Annotated in this window: 19 protein-coding genes and 2 rRNA genes (1 of these 21 only partly in view); 2 read left to right on the forward strand and 19 right to left on the reverse strand. The window is 41.1% G+C overall.

Annotated elements, in window-relative coordinates:
• Nucleotide 1 precedes the first annotated feature (1 nt).
• From AC0VYT_RS11970 to AC0VYT_RS11985, 4 genes are all read right to left on the reverse strand, one after another.
• Nucleotides 2-826: an undecaprenyl-diphosphate phosphatase gene (locus tag AC0VYT_RS11970; protein ID WP_005018595.1), complete on the reverse strand. Its 825-nt coding sequence runs from the start codon at nt 824-826 to the stop codon at nt 2-4.
• A 13-nt stretch (nt 827-839) separates the two neighbouring features.
• On the reverse strand, nt 840-1,505 hold the full coding sequence (tsaB, locus tag AC0VYT_RS11975; RefSeq protein ID WP_005018593.1) for a tRNA (adenosine(37)-N6)-threonylcarbamoyltransferase complex dimerization subunit type 1 TsaB: 666 nt from the start codon (nt 1,503-1,505) through the stop codon (nt 840-842).
• Nucleotides 1,506-1,640: 135 nt separating this feature from the next.
• Nucleotides 1,641-2,171 (reverse strand): gamma carbonic anhydrase family protein, encoded by a 531-nt coding sequence (locus AC0VYT_RS11980; RefSeq protein ID WP_005018592.1) that lies wholly within the window; start codon nt 2,169-2,171, stop codon nt 1,641-1,643.
• Between the two features lie 23 nt (nt 2,172-2,194).
• Nucleotides 2,195-2,800: a CoA pyrophosphatase gene (locus tag AC0VYT_RS11985; protein ID WP_005018581.1), complete on the reverse strand. Its 606-nt coding sequence runs from the start codon at nt 2,798-2,800 to the stop codon at nt 2,195-2,197.
• A 130-nt stretch (nt 2,801-2,930) separates the two neighbouring features.
• On the opposite strand from AC0VYT_RS11985, the gene AC0VYT_RS11990 reads away from it, so the two are divergent.
• Nucleotides 2,931-3,479 carry an NUDIX hydrolase gene (locus tag AC0VYT_RS11990; RefSeq protein ID WP_005404874.1) on the forward strand — a complete coding sequence of 183 codons (549 nt, stop codon included), beginning with the start codon at nt 2,931-2,933 and terminating at the stop codon, nt 3,477-3,479.
• 96 nt (nt 3,480-3,575) lie between these two features.
• Here AC0VYT_RS11990 and filF read toward each other — a convergent pair whose 3' ends face one another.
• From filF to filA, 6 genes are all read right to left on the reverse strand, one after another.
• Nucleotides 3,576-5,525 carry a putative pilus system protein FilF gene (gene filF / locus AC0VYT_RS11995; protein WP_005018578.1) on the reverse strand — a complete coding sequence of 650 codons (1,950 nt, stop codon included), beginning with the start codon at nt 5,523-5,525 and terminating at the stop codon, nt 3,576-3,578.
• 22 nt (nt 5,526-5,547) lie between these two features.
• On the reverse strand, nt 5,548-6,714 hold the full coding sequence (filE, locus tag AC0VYT_RS12000; RefSeq protein ID WP_005018577.1) for a putative pilus assembly protein FilE: 1,167 nt from the start codon (nt 6,712-6,714) through the stop codon (nt 5,548-5,550).
• A gap of 59 nt (nt 6,715-6,773) precedes the next feature.
• Complete coding sequence (gene filD / locus AC0VYT_RS12005) at nt 6,774-8,438, reverse strand: putative pilus system OmpP1/FadL family transporter FilD (RefSeq protein WP_005018576.1); 1,665 nt, start codon at nt 8,436-8,438, stop codon at nt 6,774-6,776.
• A 12-nt stretch (nt 8,439-8,450) separates the two neighbouring features.
• Entirely contained in the window at nt 8,451-9,560 is a 1,110-nt protein-coding gene (gene filC / locus AC0VYT_RS12010) for a putative pilus system protein FilC (RefSeq protein WP_005018575.1), read from the reverse strand.
• Nucleotides 9,561-9,609: 49 nt separating this feature from the next.
• On the reverse strand, nt 9,610-10,443 hold the full coding sequence (gene filB / locus AC0VYT_RS12015) for a putative pilus system C39 family peptidase FilB (RefSeq protein ID WP_005018574.1): 834 nt from the start codon (nt 10,441-10,443) through the stop codon (nt 9,610-9,612).
• Between the two features lie 193 nt (nt 10,444-10,636).
• Nucleotides 10,637-11,602, reverse strand: a complete 966-nt coding sequence (gene filA / locus AC0VYT_RS12020; RefSeq protein WP_005018571.1) for a putative pilus system protein FilA — start codon at nt 11,600-11,602, stop codon at nt 10,637-10,639.
• Nucleotides 11,603-11,863: 261 nt separating this feature from the next.
• On the opposite strand from filA, the gene AC0VYT_RS12025 reads away from it, so the two are divergent.
• Entirely contained in the window at nt 11,864-13,222 is a 1,359-nt protein-coding gene (locus AC0VYT_RS12025; protein WP_005018569.1) for an anthranilate synthase component I family protein, read from the forward strand.
• Here the strand turns inward: AC0VYT_RS12025 and hisC are convergent, their stop codons facing one another.
• The 9 genes from hisC to AC0VYT_RS12070 all read right to left on the reverse strand — a co-directional run.
• Nucleotides 13,223-14,311 carry a histidinol-phosphate transaminase gene (hisC, locus tag AC0VYT_RS12030; protein ID WP_005018567.1) on the reverse strand — a complete coding sequence of 363 codons (1,089 nt, stop codon included), beginning with the start codon at nt 14,309-14,311 and terminating at the stop codon, nt 13,223-13,225.
• Between the two features lie 72 nt (nt 14,312-14,383).
• On the reverse strand, nt 14,384-15,682 hold the full coding sequence (gene hisD / locus AC0VYT_RS12035) for a histidinol dehydrogenase (RefSeq protein ID WP_171053877.1): 1,299 nt from the start codon (nt 15,680-15,682) through the stop codon (nt 14,384-14,386).
• A 182-nt stretch (nt 15,683-15,864) separates the two neighbouring features.
• Nucleotides 15,865-16,563, reverse strand: coding sequence for an ATP phosphoribosyltransferase (gene hisG, locus AC0VYT_RS12040; RefSeq protein WP_005018563.1), 699 nt, complete (start codon nt 16,561-16,563; stop codon nt 15,865-15,867).
• Complete coding sequence (gene murA / locus AC0VYT_RS12045) at nt 16,560-17,819, reverse strand: UDP-N-acetylglucosamine 1-carboxyvinyltransferase (RefSeq protein WP_005018560.1); 1,260 nt, start codon at nt 17,817-17,819, stop codon at nt 16,560-16,562. The genes hisG and murA overlap by 4 nt, the downstream gene beginning before the upstream one ends.
• A gap of 7 nt (nt 17,820-17,826) precedes the next feature.
• Nucleotides 17,827-18,078, reverse strand: coding sequence for a BolA family iron metabolism protein IbaG (ibaG, locus tag AC0VYT_RS12050; protein ID WP_005018558.1), 252 nt, complete (start codon nt 18,076-18,078; stop codon nt 17,827-17,829).
• A gap of 134 nt (nt 18,079-18,212) precedes the next feature.
• Nucleotides 18,213-18,545, reverse strand: coding sequence for a ribosome hibernation-promoting factor, HPF/YfiA family (gene hpf, locus AC0VYT_RS12055; RefSeq protein WP_005018556.1), 333 nt, complete (start codon nt 18,543-18,545; stop codon nt 18,213-18,215).
• A 170-nt stretch (nt 18,546-18,715) separates the two neighbouring features.
• Complete coding sequence (locus AC0VYT_RS12060) at nt 18,716-20,161, reverse strand: RNA polymerase factor sigma-54 (protein WP_005018555.1); 1,446 nt, start codon at nt 20,159-20,161, stop codon at nt 18,716-18,718.
• A gap of 250 nt (nt 20,162-20,411) precedes the next feature.
• A 5S ribosomal RNA gene (gene rrf / locus AC0VYT_RS12065) occupies nt 20,412-20,526 on the reverse strand.
• A gap of 190 nt (nt 20,527-20,716) precedes the next feature.
• Nucleotides 20,717-22,878, reverse strand: a 23S ribosomal RNA gene (locus AC0VYT_RS12070) (it continues 728 nt past the right edge of the window).

Here is a 22,878-nt window from a genome sequence, read left to right on the forward strand (position 1 = left end):
CTTACCATAATCTCCAGCCAGTAAAGGCAAATAGCAGGATCAGTAATCCGGATGCGATCCGGTACCAGGCAAAGATCATGAAATCGCGCTTGGCCACATAAGCGACTAAAACACGAATCAAGAACAATGCTGAAATAAAGGAAACTAGAATTCCCCAGCCGATTACCAACCAGTCAAAATTACTTTCCAGTACATCATAACTTTGATACAGATCTAAAAGACCGGCTCCGATAATGACAGGAATACCGAGAAAGAAAGAGAATTCGGTTGCCGATTTACGTGACAGACCCAACATCATGCCGCCAATAATTGTTGCGCCTGAGCGCGAGGTACCCGGAATCAGTGACAAGACCTGAATCAGGCCAATCCAGATTGCCTGTTTGATACTGATATTCTCAACTTCAGGTGCATTGACTTTAGGTGGATTCTTTTCTACCCATATAATAATCAGGCCACCAACAATCAAACCAATTGCTACTGCCACATCATTAAATAGAAGCTCTTTAACCTGCTGACCAAACGTCAGACCCACCAGTACAATTGGAATAGAGGCCAGAATCAGCCCAAAGCCCAGACGGCGACCTTTTTCCTCGCCCGTGATCATACCTGTGGCAGCGCCCCATAGACGCGACCAGTATTCATAAATCACTGCCGCGATTGCCCCCATCTGGATGGCAATTACAAAGACTGCACTTTTTTCTTTAGTCCAGAAATCCATTAACTCTGAGGCCAGAATCAAATGTCCAGTACTTGAAATCGGAAGGAATTCAGTGATTCCCTCAACAATACCCATGATGGCTGCTTTAAATAGCAGTAAAAGATCCATACCGTATTCCTAATTATGCTTTACCTTGTTCTGGTATTTTTTTCCACGCATTGTCACGCAAGTAGACTGGTAAAGCCTGCTCGGCACTTAACCACTCGGCTTTTAATGCCTGTACTCGTGCGATCGCTGCAATATCTTGGGCTGTTGCCGTAATCTGCTGGTAGTTTACCTGTGCCGTATCAACCAAGGCTGAACCAGAACCCACCAGTGGAAACTGGACAACTTGTCTGGCAGTCTCATAATCAAGTAGCTGTTCCTCAGCAACTGGCCGCATAATATGCTGTTCATCTAACTGAAAACTGCCTATATAAACTTCCTGCATCCGTGCATCCAGTACGGCACTCACTTCTTTGAGGCCCGTCAGACGATAGGCTGCCTGAGCCAGTGCCTGTAAGGTTGATACGGGAATGACTGGCAAATCGTTGGCCCAAGCCAGTGCCTGGGTGACTGCAGCATTAATGCGTACGCCGCTGAATGAACCTGGTCCACGGCTAAACGCTATTGCGGATAACTGCTCCAATTGCAGTGAAGTTTGCTGCAATCCCTTTTCAATCATAGGTAGTATCATTTGTGTCTGTGCTTTAGTACGCTCATCCAGCTGAAAGAACAGCTCCTGAGCGTCATCTACTATGGATACGGAACACTGCTCGTTGGCAGTTTCCAATGCCAGCAATTTCATGCACAACCTTAAATAAAATCAGTTAAAAATTGTTGGCTATCATACTCCACTCATGTTTCAGTGGCGAGGATTTCACAGAGCAAATACAAAAAAGCCAAGTCTATACTTGGCTAAATTTTCGTCTTTCAGATTCCGTTAAAGTTTAACTTCTTCTAGGTGTGTAAACCGCTTAAAATGTTCTGCATAATGTAGTGCGCTGAAACGGATATGCGCTGCAACCTGCTCATCCACCTGTTTCACGACTTTTCCAGGTGACCCCATAACAACTGAATTATCTGGAATAATTTTACCTTCTGGAATCAATGCATTAGCACCAATAATACAGTTTTTACCAATCACTGCATTATTTAGAATTACAGAATTAATTCCAATTAATGTATTGTCTCCAATGGTGCAGCCATGCAGCATGGCTTGATGACCAATCGTAACATATTGCCCGACATTCATCTCGATGCCGGCATCAGTATGTAATACTGCATTTTCCTGCACATTGGTATAATCACCAAGGTGAATTTTAGAATTATCTGCACGGATCACCGCTCCAAACCAGATGCTGACCTGCTGCCCCATTTCAACCTGACCAATCACTGTGGCGTTGTCTGCTACCCATCCATCCCAAGGCTGCTGTAAAGCTTTAGGCGCGTGCCCTTCAAATTTATATAACATGTTTCTATTCCCTGTTTTTTTAGTCAGTATTTTCTAGCCTGAAAAGTAGGCGAGTTCAACAAGAATGGCCATTCTTTTTTATAATTTAAGCCATATTTAAACAGCGCAATTAACATTCGGGCAGTTAGGCCCCAAATAATTTCATTATTAATCCGCATACTGGGAAAATATAATGACTGATGCGCATAGTGAACCTCATAAGGTACAGGAGGTGCATGCATCAGTTCGTCTAATGAAACATAAAAAATCCGGTCGATTTCAGAAGGCTGCGGATTGAGTTCCAACCCGGCCGGAATAAGTCCAACTACCGGTTTAACCAACATACCATTACGCGCACGATGCATAGGTAAATCGCCTATCAGCTCTACTTCAAAGGGGTTAAGGCCAGTTTCTTCCTGAGCTTCCCGTAGTGCAATCACAATATTGCTGGTATCTGTCGCATCTCGTTTCCCGCCTGGAAACGAGACTTCACCTGCATGACTGTTCAGATAGGCAGAACGGCGTGTTAGCAGCACTTTTGGATCAGGCTCATTGGTAATAGCAATCAGGACTGCGGCATGAGCAGGCTGTATACGTCTTGAAAACCGCAAGCGTTGTTGCAGAAGTTGTATGAGTGAATGATCATCCATGCCATTACCTTATCTTCGCTCTTTTATTCTATTTTCATCATAGCTGAAATTGTCGGGCTTGACATACAAATGATGCGAAAGCATAAAATTTCGGTTATGCTGAATGCCACCTCTCCTGGCGTTAATGTATATGAATTTCTGCATCATTTGTGGGCATGAGACAACTGAAAAAATTCCTTTAGGCGATCATCAAATTCGTCGTGTCTGTGTTCAATGTGGAAATATACATTATGAGAATCCGAAGGTAATTTGTGGAGCTTTAGCACTTTGGGAAGATAAAGTCCTGCTTTGTCGCCGTGCTATTGAACCGCGTTACGGACTCTGGACACTGCCAGCTGGCTATATGGAATTATTTGAAACCATGGAACAGGGTGCAGCACGTGAAACCCGTGAAGAAGCTGAAGCCGAAATTCATATTGAACAGTTATACTGTATGTATAATATTCCACGAATCGGGCAGATCTATGTGCTGTTTAAAGCTAACTTAATTGATGGTACATTTGGAGCGGGTGAAGAAAGTATTGAATGTCGTCTCTTTGATGAACATGAAATTCCCTGGACTGAATTAGCTTTTCCGAGTGTTGAGCGGACTTTGCGTCATTATTTTGAAGACCGGAAAAATAATTCTTTTATTACCCATCTTGAAACTATTGGTACGCGTATAGATCACACCGGCTAATATAAAATATAATAAAAAGACCAGAACAAATTAATATTACTCTGGTCTTTTATAGAACTTGATTCATATAAATACAAATCATTTGATGTCAGAATTTTATTTAGTTTTAACCTGATAACAGTCTGGCAAAGTCATTTCTATTTTTCCGCCCGCCAGCTTTGCCAGATTTAAATCAGCCTGTGTGACTTCTTTTTTAGTTGGATCATTTTCAGTCTTTTTCTGGTTTGCATTATTAAAGGTATTCTGGAAGCTTGCTAATGTATTGGCCCATTGTACAGCTTCTCCTGCAGAGTCCGTAAAGCGAATTGACCTGTTACCGTTTAATAGTCCACCAAGCTGTATCCTCGCTCCCCCAACAGAAAGTATTTCACCATTTTCTGCGAGCTGCAATTTGACATTCATTCCCACTAATGCACCATTGATATTATTAAAAGTATCATTGGCTAAAATCATGCGTACAGAAATAGAATTATCATTAGTAAATACGCGCGCCGTGGTTCCTAAACGATACTGTTGCACTCCATAATTATCTATTAATTCCGGACTGATACTATCTGAATTACATAAAGCCGTAGACATATCTGATGCAGTTGCATTTGGCCTGATATTAGTTCGAATATCTCCATTGGCATCTACTACAATGCCGATTTTAATATTATTGACCGAAGTATCATTAAACTTGAAGGTCAGGTCAGCATAAAGTGGAAAAATATAATTTTCGCCTACGCGGCTATTATTAATAGACTTGAAGACTTTTTTATCCAGATAAGTAATATGGTAGATTTTGTACAGGTCCATAGGTCCTTGAAATAACTCACCGGCTACCTCCTGCTGCCAGTGACCTAAATCATTTTTATCTGCTTCTGTGATCGTTGTTTTTCTGGTAATTTTTTTATAGAACTTTTCTTGCCCGGCCATAATACTGTTATTAAGTAGTTTACCTTGAGTAATCAGTAAATCCTGAGAGTTCTGTTCACTGACTTTAAATGTAAAAGGCTGATCTATTCTCTTAGTAAGTGGATTAATCCAGTGATCCTGTGATTCCGCAGTGATTCTCACTGGCCTGGTAGAGGTAATAAGTTCCAGATTAGCACCGATAACTGCAGATGTAGCTTTAGTAACACTTCCTTTCCATTGAATGCCACTCCCAAGAGTGTAGCCCTGCCGGTCAGTAATCAACATAAAATGACCTAAAGCACGTTTAATAGAAATATCATTTAAGTCACAAACTGGTTTATTACACCCTACCATGCCTTCTGAGCCGGCATTACTTGCTATTTGATCAATTAAATTTGTTGGAAAGACAGCAAATTCAGGTTGGTAAACTGCAGAATTAGCAATATTGACTAATTTATTTAGTGTAATAAAAGCATCTTGATCTGTAATTTGTGAAACATCCAGCCATGGGCGAATCAATTCAACATATCTTTTACTGACAATATCTTCGGCAGTCACTGAGGTAGAAATTTTTTCCAGATTTTGTCTTACTGCATCTGTAATATAAAGTGCCTGGATATCCGTAGGCACTTCAATTCTTTGTTCTTTGAGTGCCAATGCCTGAATAATTTTAACCAGTTCTAAGGCAACTTTCACGGTAGGATCACTCTGCTGAAGCATTTTAGCATCTTGCCCGGTTATTCCAGCAGCAAGATCAAGCAAGGTCAAACGAGGAACCGTACCAATTGTATCGGATGAGCTAATTTTATTGAGGTCTACTTCACCCAGACTAATTTTTCTGTCATCACTGCCCATCATAAAGAATTTTGCCTTATCGCCTGTACGGCAAGTTCCTGTAACTACAGAGTTAGCAAAATCCATTAAAGTTATAAACGTATTATTGGCGTCACTACTACAGGTAAAATTCAGACCATCAACGGGATAATCTAAAATAAATTCAGTACACCCTTTATCATTTGCTTTACATGTTCCATTGACATACGTCATCGTATCTTTTTCGGGGATAATATTTGCACTTTCACCACCGCAGCCACTCAATGCAGCCATTAATGCAGTCATCGTAAATGGTAGTAGATATTTATTTTTCATTCTTCATGCTCTTTTTTTCGGTTTAACGTAGTGCAATTAGTTTTAACTGTCCCTGATTACTCAGTACATAATTCGGCGTATCTGGGGCTGAAAGTAAGGGAGTCATTAGTAAGTACTGAGTATGGACTGGTATACGGATCACACCTTCAAGTTTTTTAAAATGAATCATCGAGGCATCAGTATCATGGTTTTTAAAGCCTCCAGCCCCCTCAATGACACAACCTTTTGCATCCAGAAATATGACTAAAGGCCAATAAAAAGTCGGTCTGTTTTGCTGGGAGGCGTACGAGTTAATCTGGACATGCTGTATCTGGTCAGATAGTTCAACCACTTCAAAATCGAACTGATCCTTTAAAGGAGCGCGCGGCCAGATATTAATTTCTTGCTCTGCATTCATCCTTTTAGCTTTCTTAATCTTTTTATCTTTAAAACACTGTTGTCCTAAACTTTCTACTGCTTTAGCCTGAGATATACGATAGTAAGTAGGAGCTAAAACAATTACCTGATTTGCCTGTATCGAACTCTTTTTGAACAGATGATCTAAAGTGGACTTGCCTACCCCTTTCTCTCTTTCAATAACCTGTAAACGCGTGGAGCCATTACGTGTATCAATAATCCCTTCTGGCATAGTATAGAAACGTTTTTTTCCATCTATATTAAATTCTTTATCTTCCAGATATTCACTTTTAATATATTGTTCACCGTCAATTACTGTTAAAGCCTGTTGCTGTGCGGTGAGGGTTGTTGTATTATTTTTTTGCTCTTTTTGATGGGTTGCTTGCGTCTCTGGAATAATAATGTTTTTTTGTGGCGTCACAACTCGTTTTGGCTGCTTTATAGAAGAACTATGTTCTGGCAACTTTTCTACTGGTTTAACTATCGATGTAACAGGCTGTATTTCTTTAGGGGCGAAAATTAATGGCTGATTATCTGCATTAATTATATCTTGAGCTGTTTTCTTCTCCATCCCATTTGAAGAAGATGGAACATTTTTTGATGACATAATCACAACATCTCTCTGACTTTTGTCATCCCTAGATGTTTTTAGTTTATGAGTAAAATTGGTAGTTTCAGCCTCAGGCTGAACCAGTTTTTCAGGTCTTTTATCTGGGCGTTGTACTACCATAGGCCGCCCATCAGGACCAATAATAGTATGAAACTCTCCAGCTGATACAAACGATACTGGCATTAAACTTAATGCGAATATCATTTTAATGACGATGTCCCTTTTCATTTTCTTTTCAAAGCCTACCACTTTGTTCTATAACTTAGACCCAAGATTGTAATTTTAGTATCCGTTTTCATATTTAAACCCGCAAACGGGTTCAGCAAGATATTATTTACCCCAGGCAAATTCCCTAAATTACTGGCACCTGCTGGAATTTTATCGCGGCTTTGTAAGAAACCAATTGATAAATCCAGATCTGTATCTGCATCAAAACGATAGCCTAATCCAAGACCAAATAGTTGTGCGTTATTGATTGGAACCATGGTATTACGTTTATGATCAGGAATAGCGCTGGTCCGTGGTTCATAGCCTGCCCGTAGCTTTAAACGGTCTGTAGCTGAATATTCGAGGCCAATTCCAAAATTCCATGGCGAAGTAAATTCTAGAGGTAAGGCCAGATTGGCATCCCCAATATTTTCAGATAAAAGTTTTGCAATTTTTAGCGCAGAAATTTCCCGGTCGAACTCAAATTTAAATTTGTCCCAAGCCCTATAGTCTGTCCAGCCTATATCGAAGTTAAGCTGTAAATCAGGTAAAATTTTATATTTTATTCCTGCCTGAAAGTGTGCTGGGTATTCAAAATCCATAGCCACCAGCCCTGACTCACTTCCTGGAATAGAACGGGGAAAGCCTAAAATAGCAGCCAGAATCTGCCCAGTCGGTGAGGACATGAGACCATTGATGAGTTCTTGTGGAGCTTTGGCATTATCAATATGGTATTTACCTTTTAACCGCATTTTTGCAGAACTTTGATATACCATGCCTAAGCTAAAGTCATCCGTTGGCTCCCACAGCACACCCAAGTTATAACTTGGACTCAGAGATTGTTCTAAAGCAACCTGCATCTGTCCAAAACGGCTAAAAGGGTTCATACCTTCTTCAGCATTACAAATACCTAATAGTAAGATATCAGTAATAATGTCCTGGTTTTCCTTGAAAGGTGTACAGACTACCTCATCAATCATACGTAACATTCCAATCAATTCATTGGGAAAACGTAAATCTGTTTTCAGACCAATGGCTTGATAAGACATGCCAATAGATGCGCCAATTGATAATTCATCATTCACTTCATAAGCAAAAGATGGCGATAGATAGGTAATCCTCTCCAAGGCAACCTGTTGCCCCATAAAATTACCAGGATTTCCATTTTCAGCACCGAAACCGGCTACCAGAGGTGCATACATAGCGGTAGCAAATGTAGTTTTAGATCCAGGCGGATTATATGCAATCCCCGCTGTTGGTGCGACCATTGGCATCCCTTCGCCCAAATCGACCATTTTTTTTAAAATCGGGACATACAGGCTGACATACTCTACATCACCCCTGACCGGACCTTTAAAATCAGTACACAAGTCCGAATCAACTTCTGGCCCGTCATTACATACTAATGGGTCATCAGAATAACCAAATACATTGTAGCCAGCAGGTACGGTAAATTCACGTTTGATATCAAAATTCGCCACAATTCCTTGCAGGTCGGTCTGTAAGCCTTCAATTTTGGTCAATGCTGCCGGGTTAAAATGGATTGCACTAATCCCGGGAGGGTCTGCTGTTACAGCATTTCCCATAGTTAATGACCGAATATCAACAGATAAATTTTGCCCTAATTGAGCAAATGCAACACTGGAACAGCCCGATAATAAAATTGCAGACACTAGCGGGCGAAGTCGATTAATTTTCATACGACCAGCCTCTTAGCGTAATTTTTTACCAAAACCCAAAATATCCAGTGGGAAAGAAAGACCTAAAGAGACATCAGGTGCATCTTCTGTCAGCCCTATACCCAGTGTACCGTTTACAATAGTCTCTGGTGATACCCGTACGCCTAGAGATATTGCAAAGGTTGAACTGGTTTGATCTGCAACCGAATAACTCTCTCCACTTGTATATGTGAATTCAGCATCAGTATTGAAACTTTGCTGATAAGACATGGTCATCGAAACATCATAGTTAAATGAATAGGCAAAACCAAAAGCGAATCCACCACTTATACCTGGATTAAACTCATCAATGATTCGTGACCCACGGCGCTGATTCAGTCCAGTTTCTTTAAAACCGTAGTTGGCTGATACTGAGGCGAAGAGTACAACAGGATCAATATATTTACGGGTACTCGCCCCTATACCTGCCGAATAATATCCTTTACCGGTAGAAAGGTCTGTTGTTGGATTAATCTCATAAGGACTATCGCCAGTTTTACTGGAAAGATTACCAAATAAAATCAGCGGTAAGCGTCCAGCTTTTAAGGGAAAAGGCTCCCAACGCGCCCCTACTGAAATATCCCCCAGACCCGCAGTAGAAGCATCTTTGAGCAGATCTGTTTTTGCAACCAAAGGTAATGAAGCAGTGAACGTTAAATTATCCAGCACGCCATATTGAGCAGTAAAGGTATTGGTTAGGGTATGACTGGCATTTTCCTGCACCCGTAATTGGTATAGCTGCCCTTGAGCCATTTCTAAATCTAGCTGTGTATCTCTGTAATAAGTATAGTCGACATCATAATATGCAGAGATATCACCCTTTTTGATTAAAGAATACTGACGCTCATTGGATGTAAACACTTCCTGTAAATTGGTTTCTTTAGTCGCATCACCTGCCTGTTGTTGCAGAGCCATTGAAGCGTCTTGCTGCTCTGACACTGTTTCTGATGTAATAGCCTGTTCAGGAGATGCGGCTTCAACGTCCTGCCGATTTGCTGTTTTCTCCTTCTCTGGGGCTACCGGCTGTTCTGCCGCATAAGCTATCCCAAATAACATCTGAATACTTAAAGCCAAGACTGTTCTATTCATCCACTTACGGTCCATTTTCCATCCCACCTTTTTATTTTTTTAATTTCAAACAATTGCTGTGCTGCTATTTATTTTTGTAATAGAGCCTCAGATAGTTATAGGTAGGTTGCCCATAACTTTCTGATTCCTTATTCAAATTTCGATCTAGACGTATAGTTGAGGCTTTATCGGCAATTTTTTCCATATAGAATTGCGGGTATTGAATATCTACGAAGGCATAACGGTTTACTGTGGCATCTTCTACATGACGCATATCGGCATCTTGCAAAGCCAACAGATTTTTTCTTTGTTCAGGCGCTACGTTAATCAAGAACAGTGTATTATTTTCCCAAATTTCCTTAAAACGCTGCTCGTCAAAACTTATATTCCCCAAAGCCGGGTCAGCGACGTAAACGCGCCCATTCTTATAGGCTTTATAAACCACAAAATGCTTAAAACCGGCGTAACTGATTGGTACAATTGCAGGCTGACCCTGCTTGACCAAATCTGAAAATTCTCCTTTATACCCTCCACTTTCTAAACCTAAAGCTTCTACAAAACGCTTCATGTCCAACAGGGAAAAACTGCGTCGCTCAATAATACGTTCTGTTTCACCAAACTTTAAAAGTCCATTCATGGTCTGCTGTTCTGATAAATCAGTGCCAACATACCCATTTAAAAGTGTAGTAAGTGCGGCTGAACCACAACTATAATCGTAAGCCTGACGGACAATACCTCGGAACTGGTCTTCTAATGCGGGTTTAATAAGTACAGGTTCTCTATGCATTCGGACAAAAGAGTTATTTCGAGAATCTAAAGTTTCTGTATAATAAACTGCTTCTTCCGGTTTCTTTTTTATTTCAAAGGCTTCCGTGGCAAAGTAATACATTAATGCCGAGCCTAAAGCGATCTCTAACATATCTTTAACTTTTTAGTTTTCAGTAATTATACTGATATTCGTTATTTTTCTAGAGTATAAACTCTACTTCCTTGTACCACTCAAGATACCTTTTTTTTTAAAAAATAACAGCTTTTTTTAGGATTTTTGAAAAAAATTATATTTTATTGTAAAAAAAAGCGCGTGAAGTCACGCGCTTTTAAATAGAAATTTATTATCGACCAGAAATGGTAATCACAGAACCTTGGTTGTATTGACCCATTGCAGGACTGTAATAAGTTTGTAGTCCCTGAATTTCTACATCCCCAATTGAAGCAGCATCGCGGCTACCTAAATGAACACCCTTAACATAGTTATCAATTGGACCTGAGTTACTTACCATACGAATATAGCCATTATTAGTACCTTCTTTACCGATCACACTAATTTTTTGATCAATTGATAGATCACGAGCATTAGCATCAGCTACTTTAATACTATCGACAAAAATTTCACCAGCAGCACGTGTAGCTGTTTTAGTTGAGTTATCTAGAATACCCAGGTTCTTGATCTCAAGACCGCCCAGCATTTTTGCATCTAGCTTAATCATGGCGCCCTGTGGAGCTGCACCTAATTGAATATTTGCTGACATTGGACCTGTTTTTAATGAAAGGCCAGAGAGAATAGCATTATAGTTTGTATCATCCCCCCCACGACGAATACTCGTTGCAGTTGCAGGATCTGCTACAGCATTAGAACCGGTTACCCCAATCTCGCCAATATTGATATCTAGACCCGATACATCAGCAGCAATATTAATAAATGCACCACCAGCTGCTTTGTCGCCTGCATCAGAGTCAATACGCAGGTCAGCAAGATTACGAGTCGCTAGCAGATATTTGCCTGCATCATCATAATTGGCTTTGACTACTACACCCAGCTTTTCGTTAATATCGCCTGTTTTACCGTTGCCTTTAATGACGATGGCACCAGCCTTTCCAGCAGTGCTTCCACCTGTTAGGCCATCATTATCATGAATAAATAATTTTTCAATTTCAACCTTTGAAATACCAATCCCGATATTAATACCATCTTGGCCAGTGGTTGCACTTAATGAAGCATCATCCATCGCTTGCATTGCCATTGCATTTGCACTAATTGCCATAGAAGAAACTAAAGCAATTTTAGTAAACATTTTCATTCCATACTCTCCTAAGAGTTTTTATTTTTTTGATTGTCTAGCTACTCTTAATTTCTACTGTTTTTTTATTTTCTGCAGTAGAAACATCCTGTCCTTGAGTAGCTACTTTAGATTAGCAAGCTTAAGTTAGCCTGAGAGGATTAATTGATCAACTGCTGCCCATCATAATCAAAGCAAAACCGATAAACGGTATCTGGATTTAGGTCATAGTTAATTATGTAGTAATATGTGCCACTGTTTTATCAGATGCACTTATAGACTATGCCAAAGCTGAGAAAAAAGCTTGATTTTTATCACAATGATCCTGCTTCTATTTTAAATAAATTGAGGGATTTTTTTGGTTTAGTTTATTTAGAAGATAATCATCGGCCTATTATTGCATTTCTGCCAGATCAATATATTGAATACCAGTCCGGCTTATTTTCAGCTTATAAAAAAAATACTGATCATTCTTATTCAATTACTCATCATAAGATAGATTTACTTGATTTTATTTCTTTAGATCCTGAATTTAAGGGTTCTTCTCAAGCAGGATTTAACGGTGGATATATTGGATTTATTAGCTACGATTTTGCTGCCCAACAACATCTTAAAATTCATATAGAATATAAAAAACAGCCAAGTTTATATTTAGGCAAATATCATCATTATTTAAAGTATGAAGCAGAAGAGTGGATATTTTATAGTGAAGGTCAAGATGCATTCATCATTTATCAAAATATTTATGATGCTCTTCATTTAGATCATGATTCAGATACTCAGGTGTTTCAGCTGGTTCAGACCTGTCAGCCACGCTGGACTAAACAGCAATATATTTCAGCCTTTAAGCAAGTGCAAGAATATATTACAGCAGGTGACTGTTACCAAATTAATTTAACTCAAGAGTTTAAAGCTCAAGGTGATGGTCATTTACTAGACTGTGCAGCGAAATTTTGGGCTATAACAAATGCACCTTATGCGGGCTACCTAAAAATAGATAATCTTGAAATTTTAAGTTGCTCTCCTGAGCTTTTTATTGATTTTAAAGAACAACAGCAAATTATAACACGCCCGATTAAAGGCACCATGCCGCGTTATGCAGATCCGATACTTGACCAGAAAGCAAAAAACACTTTAATTAATTCCAAAAAAGATCAGGCAGAAAATGTTATGATCGTTGATTTACTGCGTAATGACTTCAGTCTCTATGCCCAAAAGGGTTCAGTTAAAACACTAAAATTATTTGAAATTGAAAGTTTTAATCAAGTCCATCATATGGTCAGTGAAGTACAAGCTATATTAAACAAAAATATTTCACCGTTTCAGGTCTTGTTATCTGCTTTGCCGGGCGGCTCAATTACGGGTGCGCCTAAAATACGTGCCATGGAAATTATTGCAGAACTTGAAGAAGCTGCTCGGGGTACTTATTGCGGTTCATTAGGTTATTTTAATTTTGATGGAACAGGCTGCTGGAATATCCTGATCCGGACCATCCAGAAATATGATCATGATATTTCTATCTGGGCAGGCGGCGGTATTACTATTGCTTCAGAACAGGAGGCAGAATATCAGGAATGTTTCGATAAAATATCTGCCATGCTGGACTTACTCAATACATGGCAGAGAACAGGTGAATCATAATCAGACTAGAATCTGATTTCTCAATGTATCAATAAGTCTTTGATTTTGTTCATCCGTACCGACAGTAATACGTAAATACTGATTAATACGGGGTTTGTTAAAATAACGTACAATAATGCCATGTTGACGCAGCTCGGCAGCCAAGTCAGCAGCATTTTTATGAGCTAAAGAAACAAAAATAAAATTAGCTTTAGAAGGTAATACCTTGAAATCTAAAGCTTCTAGCCCATTTACAAGCTGCTCACGGCTATCAATTACTTTCTGGCACATAGCCTGAAAATAGTCTTGATCCTGAAATGAAGCTACCGCAGCAGCAATAGCTAAACGGTCCATTGGATAGGAATTAAAACTGTTTTTAACAGTCTCAAGTGCAGCAATTAAATGTGGCTGGGCAATTGCAAAACCAACGCGTAAACCTGCGAGTGAACGTGATTTGGAGGTCGTCTGGCATACCACCAGATTCTCATACTTACTTACCAAACTTACTGCAGATTCTGCACCAAAATCTACGTAGGCTTCATCTATAACCACTACAGAGTCAGGATTATTCTGAAGAATTTCTTCAATTGACAGCAGATCTAATGCAATGCTGGTTGGCGCATTTGGATTAGTAATAATAATACCGCCATTGGGTTGCCTATAATCAGCAATGTCAATTTCGAAGTCAGCGTTTAGTGGCAGTATTTTAGTTTTAACTCCAAAAAACTGGCTATATACCGGATAAAAGCTGTAGGTTATATCTGGATATAAAATTGGATGCTCTTGAATAAAAAATGCTTTGAAAATATGTGCAAGTACCTCATCAGACCCGTTGCCTACAAATACCTGACTGGCTGTAATACACTGCTGCTGGGCAATTGCTTCTTTTAATGCAGTTGCATCGGGGTCCGGATAAAGACGTAATACATCAGCCTGATTAGCCAGCACAGCCTGTATTGCATCAACAACATAAGGTGATGGCGGATAAGGATTTTCGTTAGTATTTAATTTTAACAGATTTTGAAGTTTAGGCTGTTCACCAGGAATATACGGTTCAAGTTTACGTACTTCAGGACTCCAAAAACGCATTTGTTCGGTAGTTAGTTCCATGTTTAAGATTCTCAAATTCATTTTCCAAAAAGGGCTGTTCCTGACAGCCCCTGAATTCTTTATAAAAGCCTCTCAATAGCGATAGCGGGCTGAGCGAGCATGAGCATCCAGATTTTCTTGCTGTGCCAGAATATCTGCAGTGCGTGCCAGTGGTTGTACGCCCTGTTCAGAACACATGATGAGACTGGTCCGCTTCTGAAAATCATATACACCAAGCGGAGAAGAAAAACGCGCTGTGCCTGATGTCGGCAAGACATGGTTCGGACCTGCACAATAATCACCAATTGCCTCTGGTGTATAACGGCCCATAAAAATAGCTCCTGCATGACGAATCAAGGTAGCCATCTCTTTAGCTTCATCAAGACATAATTCTAAATGCTCTGGAGCAACCTGATTAATCAGCTCTATTGCCTCTTTACGGCTATTTACCAGAACTAAAGCACCACGATTGGCAATTGAAGTACAGGCAATCTCGGCTTTGGGTAGCTGACTTAAATGTTTTTCAATCGCCTCTTCCACAGCCTGTAATAGCTGCTCATCTGGCGTAATAAAAATAGCTTGAGCCACAGTATCATGTTCTGCCTGAGACAGCACATCCATGGCTAGCCAGTCAGCATTATTTAATCCCTCAGCATAAACCAGAATCTCTGAAGGACCTGCAATCATATCAATACCCACCTGCCCAAATACGGCACGCTTGGCTGCTGCAACAAAACGGTTACCCGGTCCGGTAATCTTGTCAACACGCGGAACAGTTTCTGTACCATAAGCAAGTGCAGCTACTGCCTGTGCTCCACCAATAGTAAATACCCGGCTTACCCCAGCAAGGAATGCAGCGGCAAGTACCAGAGGATTTAATTCACCATCTGGTGCCGGTACTACCATAATTATTTCGGATACTCCTGCTACATGTGCAGGAATCGCATTCATCAGAACAGAGGAAGGATAAGAGGCCAAGCCACCCGGAACATAAATACCGACCCGATCTAGTGGAGTCACTTTCTGGCCTAAGGTATTGCCCAATTCATCTATATAAGACCAGCCATCCTGTTTCTGTGCCTGATGAAAAGCACGAATCCGATCCGCTGCCATCTCTAAAGCATCACGTACCTGCGGCTCTAAATTTTCAAATGCTGTTTTTAACTGTGCTTGAGTCAGTTCAAGTTCAGAAAACTGATGCGCTGGATGTCGATCGAACTGTTGAGTGAGTTTAAGAACGTGAGCATCACCATGTTGACGCACATCAGCAATGATCTGGTCTACAGTTTTTAAAAGTTCAGGGTCACTAACTGTCTCAAAAGCTAACAAGTCTGCAAAAGCTTGCTTGAAGTTTTGATCTTGAGTCGATAAACGTCGCATCAATTTACCCACAAGGTCTATGTAAAACTTTAGTTTACCTGTTTTCTACGAACTTGTGGGTAGGAATCGCTCTTGTATTCAAGGACTTTTATTGAAAATAACTTTTGCTAAGATTGATGAAGTTTCAAATCTGCGGTAAAACCAATTAAGGTATAAAAAACCGTCCTTGCGGACGGTCTTAGATAACAAATATTTTATGGGCTCATTTGCTGGCGTGCTTCTACTGCTTTTTCCAGCTGCGCAATAATTGGATTGAGCAAGGCCTGCTTACGTTTAAAGCTAGCTTTATTGACAATGAGTCGTGAAGACACTTTACAGATTTCTTCGAGTGGTTCCAAACCATTAGCTCGCAAGGTATTGCCGGTATCTACGACATCAACAATATAGTCCCCCAAGCCGACCAAGGGAGCAAGCTCCATTGAACCATAAAGTTTAATTACATCTACCTGTTCCCCCAGACTTGCATAGTACTGGCGAGTCAGGTTGACATATTTAGTGGCAATTTTTAAACGTCCTTGTGGACGTTTCATACCGACTTTGCCTGCTGTCATTAACTTGCAGTTAGCAATTTTTAGATCAAGTGGCTCATAAACATGCTGAGCCCCATGTTCCATCAACACATCTTTACCAGCAACGCCCAGATCTGCTGCACCATTTTCAACATAGGTAGGTACATCTGAAGCACGTAAAATTAGAATACGTACCTGCTTATGGGTAGTTGGAAAAATTAGCTTGCGAGACTTTTCCGGATCTTCCAGCAGATTAATACCTGCTGTTTCAAGTAAAGGTAATGTTTCTTTTAAAATACGTCCCTTACTCAAAGCCAAGGTTAAACCATGATCAAAATTACCCATTACATCAAAATTTGGATCATCGTTTCTTACTTCACTCATGCACTTACTCGCTTAATCTGGGCACCTAAACTCTGAAGTTTAGCCTCAACATTCTCATAGCCCCGGTCAATATGATAAATACGGTCAACGATGGACTCCCCTTCAGCTGCCAGCGCGGCCAGTACCAGAGAGAATGAAGCTCTCAGATCTGTAGCCATGACCGGAGCTGCTGATAATTTTTCAACTCCTGTCACGACGGCATCGTTACCTTCCACCTGTATATTGGCTCCCATGCGTGAAAGCTCAGGCACATGCATAAAACGATTTTCAAAAATTGTTTCACTAATAGTTGCAAAACCATGTCCAATCGCATTAACAGCCATAAGCTGTGCTTGCATATCTGTCGGGAAGTCAGGATGAGGTAATGTACGGAAACTTACTGCTTTAGGACGTTTATCCTGCATATCCAGTTCGATCCAGTCATCTCCGCGTGTAACTTCTGCACCCATTTCCTCGAACTTATCTAGCACTGCCTCAAGTAATGTCGGGTCTGTATGGGTCGTCTTAACCTTACCCCCAGTAATCGCGGCAGCAGCCAGATATGAACCGGTTTCAATACGGTCAGCTACTACAGCATATTCACAGCCTTGCAAAGATTCTACGCCTGTAATCACCAGCGTATCTGTATCTACACCTTCAATCTTGGCTCCCATTTTAATGAGCATATTAGCCAAATCTGTAATTTCTGGCTCACAAGCAGCATTACGGAGTGTAGTCACACCTTCTGCCAGTACTGCTGCCATTAAAATATTTTCTGTACCGCCTACTGTGACCATATCAAAGGTAATATCTGCACCTTTTAAACGGCCATCTACTTTGGCATTAACATAGCCATTTTCAACTTCAATATGTGCGCCCAATGCTTCGAGTGCCTTGAGATGCTGGTCAACCGGACGCGATCCGATTGCACAGCCACCCGGCAGGGAAACCTGAGCACTGCCATAACGGGCTACCAATGGCCCAAGCACTAAAATAGAGGCGCGCATCGTTTTAACCAGCTCATAAGGTGCAAACTGATTATTTAAGGTAGAGGTATCTGCCTTGACTGTATCACCACTGTAGCTGATGCTAATTCCTAGACCGGCAATCAGTTCTACCAGCGTATTTACATCTTTTAAGTTAGGAACATTGGTCAGTGTAATAGGTGTTTCGGCAAGAATAGTGGCGGCAAGTAAAGGTAAAGCTGCATTCTTTGCACCCGAAATACGTACTTCACCCTGGAGCTTGATACCGCCATTAATTACAAATTTATCCATTTAAGTCTTAAGCTCCAAACAGGCTTGCTTTGCGCCACTCTTCTTTGGTCATTGCGCGAATAGTGACCGCGTGCACTTCTCCGCTCGCGATATAGGAATTTAGAGGAGCATATACTGCCTGCTGACGAGCAATTGTACGTTTACCTTCAAACTGATCATCAACAATACGAAGATCAAATTTTCCCGCCTGTCCGCTCACAGCAACTTCTGCCTCTGGAAAAGCAGCTTGTAGAATCTCAGTGAGCTGTTCACTATTCATTGTAAAAACCTCTTGTAAGACTGACGGTGTAAAAACCAGATATATTACTATAACTCTAAAGGAATAATGCAGTTGGCCTGTAAAATTTACACATGAAAAAAAGAGGTATTAAACCTCTTTTTTAAACTGTTTCGTTAAATTGCTAAAGGTTGATAACTACATTGCAACTTTCTATGTTTATAAAGCTGTCTTTTTATTTTTTCTGATAATTTTTTAATAGAAGTATACATATCATCTGCACAAGCCTGTGCAAATAGCTCAATTCCAGGTAAACGGATAATCGCTTCAGCCTTATGGTTAGCACTACCTTTTTTTGAACGCTTGGTAACTTCATGATCTTTACTAAGCTTGACCTGCATACTATTTACCTGGTCAAGATGCTGAGTCAGCTGATTAAACTTGAAACGGATATCCTGCTCTATTGCAGGGGTAATCGTTAAATGGTGGCCACGAATGGTAATTTGCATAATTCTATTCCTCACCTCGTTTCAGGCTTTAAAGTCAGAACAGGGATAGTCTAATGACAGAAAATAGAATTCTGTTAAATTATATCAAACCATTCCTGCCGCTCCTCTAAATCAAAATGAAAGTTTCACTATGCTGTCATAATGAACTATTAGAATAGCTCGACTAAAAACTAGATCAAGACCTTTCGGTCAGAAGACGACGGAATATTTAAAGATTCACGATATTTTGCTACTGTCCTACGTGCTACATCAATCCCTTCTTCTTTAAGTAAATTCGTAATGGAATTATCAGACAAGGGTTTACGGGGATTCTCATTTGAGACTAGTTTTTTAATCATGGCACGAATTGCAGTTGAAGAAGCCTCGCCCCCTGAGGTGGTGCCTACGTGACTTGAAAAGAAATACTTAAGCTCAAACAGGCCACGTGGAGTCAGCATATATTTGTTACTTGTGACCCGGGATACAGTTGACTCATGCAGCTGTACTTCTTCAGCGACCTCTCTCAAAATGAGGGGTTTCATGCCCTCTGCCCCAATTTCAAAAAAAGTCCGCTGATGTTCAACAATACAGCTGGCTACTTTTAATAAAGTTTTATGCCGCTCATCAATACTTTTAATAAAATTTTTTGCCTCATATAACTGATCTTTTAAATAATTATTATCGGTACTTTGATCAGCGCGCCGAATCATACCAGCATAAAAAGAATTAATACGCAGTTTAGGTAAAATATCGGTATTTAGCTGAACATGCCAAATCTGGTCCTTCTTAGATACAATTACATCAGGAATCTGATAATTAGATGATTCATCCTCAAATTCTATACCGGGATAAGCTTTTAAAGTTTTAAGCATATTAATTGCTGACTTTAAACGTTCAGTATTCAACCCTGTCTGTTTTAATAGCTTGCCAAGATCATTAGCAATCAGTAAATGATAATGCTCCAGCAATATCAAAGCATCCTGAATAACTGGCACAGAGGATAAAGCTTCAAGCTGAATCCTAAGACATTCTGCCAGATTACGTGAGCCTGCACCCAAAGGATCAAGCCGCTGAATATGCTTGAGTACCACATAAACCTCATCATCCTCTACTTCTTCTTCATGACCCATTTCTGCAAGTAAATTCTGAACAGAAGCAGTAATTTCTTCAATTTCAGCTTCAAGAAAGCCTCGTTGGTCTAAAGAATCAACTAAACAATAGGCAATTAACTGATCAATCTGGGAAAAATGTAAAAGGTTAATTTGCTCAAGCAAATGCTGTTTTAAACTTAAAGATTTATGATTATTGTCCTCTTGTTCCTGAAACTCAGGAATCTCAAGCGCGGTAGACTGGTGAATATAAACTTCATCCCAATGAGTATCTACTGGTAGCTCTTCAGGTAAATGATCTGCATTTAGACTCTGATCAAGCTCATGAATATCTGTATTATTAGAATTTGATAGGGTAGAAATTGAATTTTCATCATCTATTTGTTCAAGTAAAGGATTACTTTCTAACTGAAGCTGGATTTCTTGTTCGAGTTCCAAACTAGATAACTGAAGTAAACGGATGGCTTGTTGTAATTGGGGAGTAAGGGATAAACTATTTGCAACTTTAAGCCCAACCGACAACTTCATAATATCCCATCCTTACTTTATCATATAAAATTAATGCAATTTTTATGCCTCTTTTAATTTTTATAGCATATTTTTATTATAAAACATACAATTTATTTTTTAGGATAGCCAGCTAATTAAAAAATTTTAAACTCTTAAGCAGCTTAAATAGATCAGCTATTGCCAGCACTGCTATGGCTAACTCTCTTTCTTTTTTAAATCCCACGCATAAAAAAAGCCCCCTCACATGAGGGGGCTTTTTGGAATAATGAGCTGGCGATGACTTACTCTCACATGGGTAACCCCACACTACCATCAGCGCTAAGAGGTTTCACTTCTGAGTTCGGGAAGGGATCAGGTGGTTCACTCTTGCTATGGTCGCCAGCACAACTGTTGATGGACTTGTTCGGGTCTGATTTAACTGCGGTGCAGTATATGCCGTACTTTAGTCCAAATGAGTTATTAACAGAGGGCAGATCTGGGTCTGAATTGTATGTTCCAGCATCAGGCTGAATCAAGGGATATTGCATATTTATGAATCGATTGATGCTTTGTATACAACTGTTTGGGTGTTGTATAGTCAAGCCTCACGAGCAATTAGTATTGGTCAGCTTCACATATCACTATGCTTCCACATCCAACCTATCAACGTCCTGGTCTTGAACGGCTCTTTAGGTGACATAAAGTCACAGGGAAATCTTATCTTGAGGTAGGCTTCCCGCTTAGATGCTTTCAGCGGTTATCCCTTCCGAACATAGCTACCCGGCGATGCGACTGGCGTCACAACCGGTACACCAGAGGTTCGTCCACTCTGGTCCTCTCGTACTAGGAGCAGATCCTCTCAAATTTCCAGCGCCCACGGTAGATAGGGACCGAACTGTCTCACGACGTTCTAAACCCAGCTCGCGTACCTCTTTAAATGGCGAACAGCCATACCCTTGGGACCTGCTTCAGCCCCAGGATGAGATGAGCCGACATCGAGGTGCCAAACACCGCCGTCGATATGAACTCTTGGGCGGTATCAGCCTGTTATCCCCAGAGTACCTTTTATCCGTTGAGCGATGGCCCTTCCATACAGAACCACCGGATCACTAAGACCTACTTTCGTACCTGCTCGACTTGTGGGTCTCGCAGTTAAGCGCGCTTTTGCCTTTATACTCTACGCGTGATTTCCGACCACGCTGAGCGCACCTTCGTACTCCTCCGTTACTCTTTAGGAGGAGACCGCCCCAGTCAAACTACCCACCAGACACGGTCCTCGACCCAGATTATGGGTCAGAGTTAGAACCTCAACATTACCAGGGTGGTATTTCAAGGATGGCTCCATAGGAACTGGCGTCCCTACTTCAAAGCCTCCCACCTATCCTACACAAGTAAGGTCAAAGTTCAGTGTCAAGCTGCAGTAAAGGTTCACGGGGTCTTTCCGTCTAGCCGCGGGTACACTGCATCTTCACAGCGATTTCGATTTCACTGAGCCTCTGCTGGAGACAGCGCCGCCATCATTATGCCATTCGTGCAGGTCGGAACTTACCCGACAAGGAATTTCGCTACCTTAGGACCGTTATAGTTACGGCCGCCGTTTACTGGGGCTTCGATCAAGAGCTTCGCTTACGCTAACCCCATCAATTAACCTTCCAGCACCGGGCAGGCATCACACCCTATACGTCCACTTTCGTGTTTGCAGAGTGCTATGTTTTTAATAAACAGTTGCAGCGGCCTGGTTTCTGCGGCTGCCGACAGCTCAAGGAGCAAGTCCTATCACCATCAGCAGCGTACCTTCTCCCGAAGTTACGGTACCATTTTGCCTAGTTCCTTCAGCAGAGTTCTCTCAAGCGCCTTGGTCTACTCGACCTGACCACCTGTGTCGGTTTCGGGTACGATTCCTGTGTAACTGAAGCTTAGAGACTTTTCTTGGAAGTATGGTATCGGCCACTTCGCCAGTAAACTGGCTTGCTATCGACTCTCAGCATAGAGCACCCCGGATTTGCCTAAGATGCATGCCTACTGTCTTCCACCTGGACAACCAACGCCAGGCTGACCTAACCTTCTCCGTCCTCTCATCGCATTACACAGAAGTATTGGAATATTAACCAATTTCCCATCGACTACGCCTTTCGGCCTCGCCTTAGGGGTCGACTCACCCAGCCCCGATTAACGTTGGACTGGAACCCTTGGTCTTTCGGCGAACGGGTTTTTCACCCGTTTTGTCGTTACTCACGTCAGCATTCGCACTTCTGATACCTCCAGCAGACTTCTCAATCCACCTTCATCGGCTTACAGAACGCTCCCCTACCACGCACATAAATGTGCATCCGCAGCTTCGGCACATAGTTTTAGCCCCGTTACATCTTCCGCGCAGGCCGACTCGACTAGTGAGCTATTACGCTTTCTTTAAAGGGTGGCTGCTTCTAAGCCAACCTCCTAGCTGTCTATGCCTTCCCACATCGTTTCCCACTTAACTATGATTTTGGGGCCTTAGCTGGCGGTCTGGATTGTTTTCCTCTTGACTACGGACGTTAGCACCCGCAGTCTGTCTCCCGGATAGTACTCATTGGTATTCGGAGTTTGCATCGGTTTGGTAAGTCGGGATGACCCCCTAGCCGAAACAGTGCTCTACCCCCAATGGTATTCGTCCGAGGCGCTACCTAAATAGCTTTCGGGGAGAACCAGCTATCACCGAGTTTGATTAGCCTTTCACCCCTATCCACAAGTCATCCCCCGGCTTTTCAACGACGGTG

It is taken from the genome of Acinetobacter sp. QJM3NY_42 (assembly GCF_056173745.1).